This is a genomic window from Phascolarctobacterium succinatutens CAG:287 (genome assembly GCF_000434895.1).
GTDB classification, from domain to species: domain Bacteria; phylum Bacillota; class Negativicutes; order Acidaminococcales; family Acidaminococcaceae; genus Phascolarctobacterium_A; species Phascolarctobacterium_A succinatutens_A.
The window spans coordinates 1-4,796 of sequence record NZ_FR892826.1 but is presented as its reverse complement, the minus strand read 5'-3'; the positions used below and the strand labels follow the sequence as shown (position 1 = coordinate 4,796).

8 protein-coding genes and 1 other annotated feature are annotated in these 4,796 nt (G+C 40.4%); of the genes, 1 reads left to right on the top strand and 7 read right to left on the bottom strand.

From position 1 onward, the window contains the following. Positions 1 to 985: tyrosine-type recombinase/integrase (locus tag BN587_RS10545; protein WP_044484910.1), on the top strand; the 985-nt coding region annotated here is incomplete at its 5' end. 131 nt (positions 986 to 1,116) lie between these two features. Here the strand turns inward: BN587_RS10545 and rplL are convergent. The 7 genes from rplL to rpmG all read right to left on the bottom strand — a co-directional run bounded on the left by rplL (position 1,117) and on the right by rpmG (position 4,504). Beyond that, positions 1,117 to 1,488, bottom strand: coding sequence for a 50S ribosomal protein L7/L12 (gene rplL, locus BN587_RS10540; protein WP_009145193.1), 372 nt, complete (start codon positions 1,486 to 1,488; stop codon positions 1,117 to 1,119). Positions 1,489 to 1,553: 65 nt separating this feature from the next. Further along, positions 1,554 to 2,081, bottom strand: a complete 528-nt coding sequence (gene rplJ / locus BN587_RS10535; protein WP_021721102.1) for a 50S ribosomal protein L10 — start codon at positions 2,079 to 2,081, stop codon at positions 1,554 to 1,556. Positions 2,082 to 2,111: 30 nt separating this feature from the next. Beyond that, positions 2,112 to 2,247: a sequence feature (ribosomal protein L10 leader region), on the bottom strand. Between the two features lie 24 nt (positions 2,248 to 2,271). Further along, on the bottom strand, positions 2,272 to 2,964 hold the full coding sequence (gene rplA, locus BN587_RS10530; protein WP_021721101.1) for a 50S ribosomal protein L1: 693 nt from the start codon (positions 2,962 to 2,964) through the stop codon (positions 2,272 to 2,274). A gap of 69 nt (positions 2,965 to 3,033) precedes the next feature. Beyond that, positions 3,034 to 3,459 (bottom strand): 50S ribosomal protein L11, encoded by a 426-nt coding sequence (gene rplK, locus BN587_RS10525; protein ID WP_009145196.1) that lies wholly within the window; start codon positions 3,457 to 3,459, stop codon positions 3,034 to 3,036. A 14-nt stretch (positions 3,460 to 3,473) separates the two neighbouring features. Further along, on the bottom strand, positions 3,474 to 4,034 hold the full coding sequence (gene nusG, locus BN587_RS10520; RefSeq protein WP_021721100.1) for a transcription termination/antitermination protein NusG: 561 nt from the start codon (positions 4,032 to 4,034) through the stop codon (positions 3,474 to 3,476). Between the two features lie 55 nt (positions 4,035 to 4,089). Next, complete coding sequence (secE, locus tag BN587_RS10515) at positions 4,090 to 4,308, bottom strand: preprotein translocase subunit SecE (protein ID WP_009145198.1); 219 nt, start codon at positions 4,306 to 4,308, stop codon at positions 4,090 to 4,092. Positions 4,309 to 4,354: 46 nt separating this feature from the next. Next, positions 4,355 to 4,504, bottom strand: a complete 150-nt coding sequence (gene rpmG, locus BN587_RS10510) for a 50S ribosomal protein L33 (protein ID WP_009145199.1) — start codon at positions 4,502 to 4,504, stop codon at positions 4,355 to 4,357. Positions 4,505 to 4,796: the final 292 nt, after the last annotated feature.

Below are 4,796 nucleotides of genomic sequence, written 5' to 3'. Positions count from 1 at the left end.
ACAATATGAATTAGATTTTAAAGCAAAATACGCTAATTGTTGTAATTTTAAATTTAGTCAATTAGTCGATAAATACTTAACCTACTGTGAGTTACGCAGAAAAGTAACGACAATCGAGAATAAAAAATATCTGATTTATAAACATTTTATGCCATATTTTGAAAATCTAACAATTGATGCTATAACAATAGAAACATTAATTTCATGGCAAAATATAATGCTCAGACACACATCACCTTATTCTGGTACATACTTATATACAACAAACAATATCTTAAAATCAATGTTTAATTTTGCAGAAAAATACTGTAATCTAACAACTAACCCAGCAAAATTGCTAGATACTATTGGAAAAGCGCGAAATAATCATATTGACTATTGGACACAGGACGAATTTAAAAGATTTATTTTAGCATTAAGCGATAAAGAAGCTAATAAAACAGCTGGTATTAAAAGGCACATTGATGATTTACCACTCATAGTTGCTTTCAATACGCTTTTTTACTCCGGATTAAGGTTAGGAGAATTACTTGCACTAACACCTGAGGATTTAGATTTTATTAATAATACATTAAAAATCAACAAATCTCTAGTGCGCATTGGTAAGAAAAATATTATTCAATCTCCAAAGACTCAAACTAGTATCCGAGTTGTTCCTATGCCATCAAAAATCATGTCGATGTTATCTCAATATGTAAATAAACTTGATGGTATATCACGTAATGATCAAATTTTTCTTATGTTGAACAAACACAATATGTGGCGAGCATTACGATCAGGTGCAAAATTAGCAGGCATAAAAACAATACGCTTACATGACCTTAGACATTCTAATGCTTCACTACTTTATGAACTTAATGTTCCAATCAAAGAGATAAGTGAACGATTAGGACACTCTAGTGTAAAAATTACATTAGACGTATATACCCATATATACCAAAATAAGCAAAATGAAACAGTGCAAAAACTGAACGATATAATATGATTTGTCAAAGATGATCCCAAAATGATCTCAATCCACAAAATCAAAAAACTCCGACACACTATATATAGTGCATCGGAGTCAGGATTGCAGACGAATCAACAATCTATTGTGCTACTAGCGTAGCAGCGAGATTATTTAACTTCTACAGTTGCGCCAGCAGCTTCCAGTTTCTCTTTCAGAGCGTCAGCGTCAGCTTTGGAGATTTTTTCTTTGATAGCTTTCGGAGCGCCGTCAACCAGCTCTTTAGCTTCTTTCAGGCCCAAGCCAGTAGCTTCGCGAACAGCTTTGATTACGCCGATTTTGGAAGCGCCAGCGGAAGTCAGGATTACGTCGAATTCAGTTTTTTCAGCTGCAGCAGCTTCGCCGCCAGCAGCCGGAGCAGCAGCAACAGCTACCGGAGCAGCTGCGGATACGCCGAATTTTTCTTCCAGAGCTTTAACCAGTTCGGACAGCTCGAGTACGGTCATGGATTCAATAGCTTCGATGATTTGATCTTTATTCATTATAGTTACCTCCAATAATAAGTAAGTTTTTATTTTTTAAGCTGCCTTATGCAGCATGCCGCAAATTAAGCGGACTCTTTTTGTTTGCGTACAGCTTCCAGAGCGTATACGACATTGCGGATAGTACCTTGAAGTACATTGACAAAACCGCTGATAGGAGCATTCATGCTGCCCAGCATCTTGGCAATAAGAACTTCTTTCGGCGGCAGAGAAGCCAGTGCTTTGATTTCGTCAGCACCGATAACTTTGCCATCAAGAACGCCAACTTTAACTTTCAGTTCTTTGTTTTCGTTTGCGAATTCGCAAACGATTTTTGCAACTGCAACAGGATCTTCCGGGGAAACAGCGATAGCGGTGTTTTTCTCCAGAGAAGGTTCCAGACCTTCAATACCAGCTTGTTCTGCAGCAATACGCAACAGAGTGTTCTTAACTACATTGTAGTGAACGCCAGCTTCACGCATTTTGCGACGCAGCTCGGTATCCTGAGCAACAGTTAAACCGCAGAAGTCAACTAAAATAGTGCATTTGGAGTTAGAAAGCAACTCTTGAATCTCAGCAACTTTAGCTACTTTTTCAGGTCTAATAACTGCCATTTAGATTGCACCTCCTTTTTTTGATGTTTTTATTAAATCAAAAAGACCTCTCGGCCGTAGCCGGAGGTCGGAAGGTCTAATATATCTTCACGCTCCAGCCTCGGCAGGCGTAGTTAAAACTTACGCACGTGGCACCTGCTGTCTATGGCCCGATTATCTTCTGATTTAGTAAAATTAAGTAAAACTACAATTATTTGTCGCTATTAGCTTTCAGGACGTCAACTTTAACGCCAGGGCCCATGGTGCAGGACATGGTGATAGTCTTCATATACTGACCTTTAGCACCAGCCGGTTTAACCTTAACCAGGGTGTCAGCCAAAGTCATGTAGTTTTGTAACAGTTGCTCTTCAGTAAAGGATGCTTTACCGATAGGAGCTTGTACGTTGCCGGATTTATCGGTACGATACTCGATTTTACCAGCTTTGGATTCCTTAACGGCACGGGTTACGTCCATGGTAACGGTACCAACCTTCGGGTTAGGCATTAAACCACGAGGGCCAAGGATTTTACCAAGACGACCAACAAGACCCATCATATCAGGGGTTGCGATGCACACGTCAAATGCCATCCAGCCGTTCTTGATTTTATCAACATATTCTTCACCGCCAACGAAATCTGCGCCGGCAGCTTCTGCTTCTGCAACTTTGGGGCCTTTAGCAAAAACCATAACAGTCTTGGATTTACCAGTGCCGTTCGGCAGAACCAGTGCACCACGAACTTGCTGATCAGGGTATTTAGGGTTAACGCCCAGACGGAAAGCAACTTCAACAGTGCTGTCGAATTTGGTAGCAGCAGTTTTCTTAACCAGAGCTACTGCTTCTTTCGGAGAGTAGAATTTGTCAGCTTCGATTAATTTCAAAGCGTCATCATACTTTTTGCCCATTGTTATAAAATCCTCCTATGTGGTACAAGCGGCTTTTGCCTCCCACTAAATTGAGAAGACTACTTAAAATTAGTCTTCGATTACAATACCCATGCTACGTGCAGTGCCTTCTACCATTCTCATAGCAGCTTCAACGTTTGCAGCATTGAGGTCTTGCATTTTGCTTTCTGCGATTTCGCGAACTTTGTCACGACCCAGTTTAGCAACTTTCTTTTTGTTAGGTTCACCAGAAGCCTTTTCCAGACCAGCAGCTTTTTTCAGCAGAACTGCAGCCGGAGGGGTTTTGGTTACGAAAGTAAAGGAACGATCTTCGAATACAGTGATCTCAACAGGAATGATGAGGCCAACTTGTTTCTCGGTACGTGCGTTAAATTCCTTAACGAAGGCCATGATGTTAACACCAGCCTGGCCAAGTGCAGGACCTACCGGAGGAGCCGGAGTAGCTTTAGCAGCCGGTACCTGTAATTTTACCATTTTAACGACTTTTTTCGGCATTTAATTACACCTCCTTACTCAATTTCTTCAACTTGTGTAAAGTCAATTTCAACAGGAGTTTCGCGTCCCATGATATCAACGAGTACCTTCAGTTTACCCTTTTCTTCGTTGATTTCACTGATTGTGCCTTCAAAATCCATGAAGGGCGCAGTCTTGATGCGGACTCTCTGATGTAACTGAAAATCAATTTTTGCGGGTTTTTCAGTTGCTTCAACTTCCATACCCATCGAAGGCATAATCTGCCTTACTTCTTCAGCTGTAAGCGGAGTCGGATGGGTAGAATCAGAACCGACGAAACCAGTTACACCTGCAGTATTGCGGACAGCATACCAATTGCGCTCATTGACAATCATTTCCACCAGCACATAGCCTGGGAAAACTTTATGCTCGACAAGCTTTTTCTTGCCATCCGAAGTGATTTCAACCTCTTTTTCCGTAGGTATTTCAATACGGAAAATTTCATTTTCCATACCCAAGGAATGAACTTTTCGTTCCAGGTTTGCGCGCACTTTATTTTCGTAGCCAGAATAGGTATGGATTACATACCAATGTTTTCCTTGCTTTTCTTCTTCCATGAATAAACGGAAAGCAACGCTTCCCCTTCCCTCCTTACTTAAGCCTTACAGCTCATTATTGCAAAATCATGCGGAATAACATACTAAAGATGGAATCAATAATCCAGATTAGAGCTGCGCACAAAACAACTGCAATAATTACCACTATAGTGTTAGCAATAAGCTCTTGTTTGGTAGGCCAGGTAACCTTTTTTAATTCTACTTTAGTTTCACTAAGAAAGGTTGTAATGCTGAATCCCTTATTCTCAGTGTCTGTAGTTTCCGGAACGGCCATCTTGTCACATCCTTGCTATTACTACCCGGTTACGCACGAGCCAATATTATTTGGTCTCTTTGTGCAGAGTGTGTTTTTTGCAGAACTTGCAATATTTATTGAGCTCGATACGATCAGGATCGTTCTTTTTGTTTTTGTTGGTTTGGTAATTTCTCTGTTTGCACTCAGTGCAAGCCAAAGTAATCAGGTTACGCATTTAGTTACACCTCGCTTACGTACATAATAATAAAACCAATCACAAATTGTCGCTAATATAGAGTAACACAGTTAACACTTTATGTCAACTATAAATATCCGTCTGACGCAAATTTTTTCTGCACAAACAGTGCTTAGTTACTCTAAAACGTTTCTTTGACAATCAGTCTTAAAAATCAAGACCGGCCATAAGCTGACCGGTCTTGTATTTTGCATTACTATGCCGGAAAATTATTTCTCTTCTACTTCGGAAACAACACCAGCGCCAACGGTACGGCCGCCTTCACGGATAG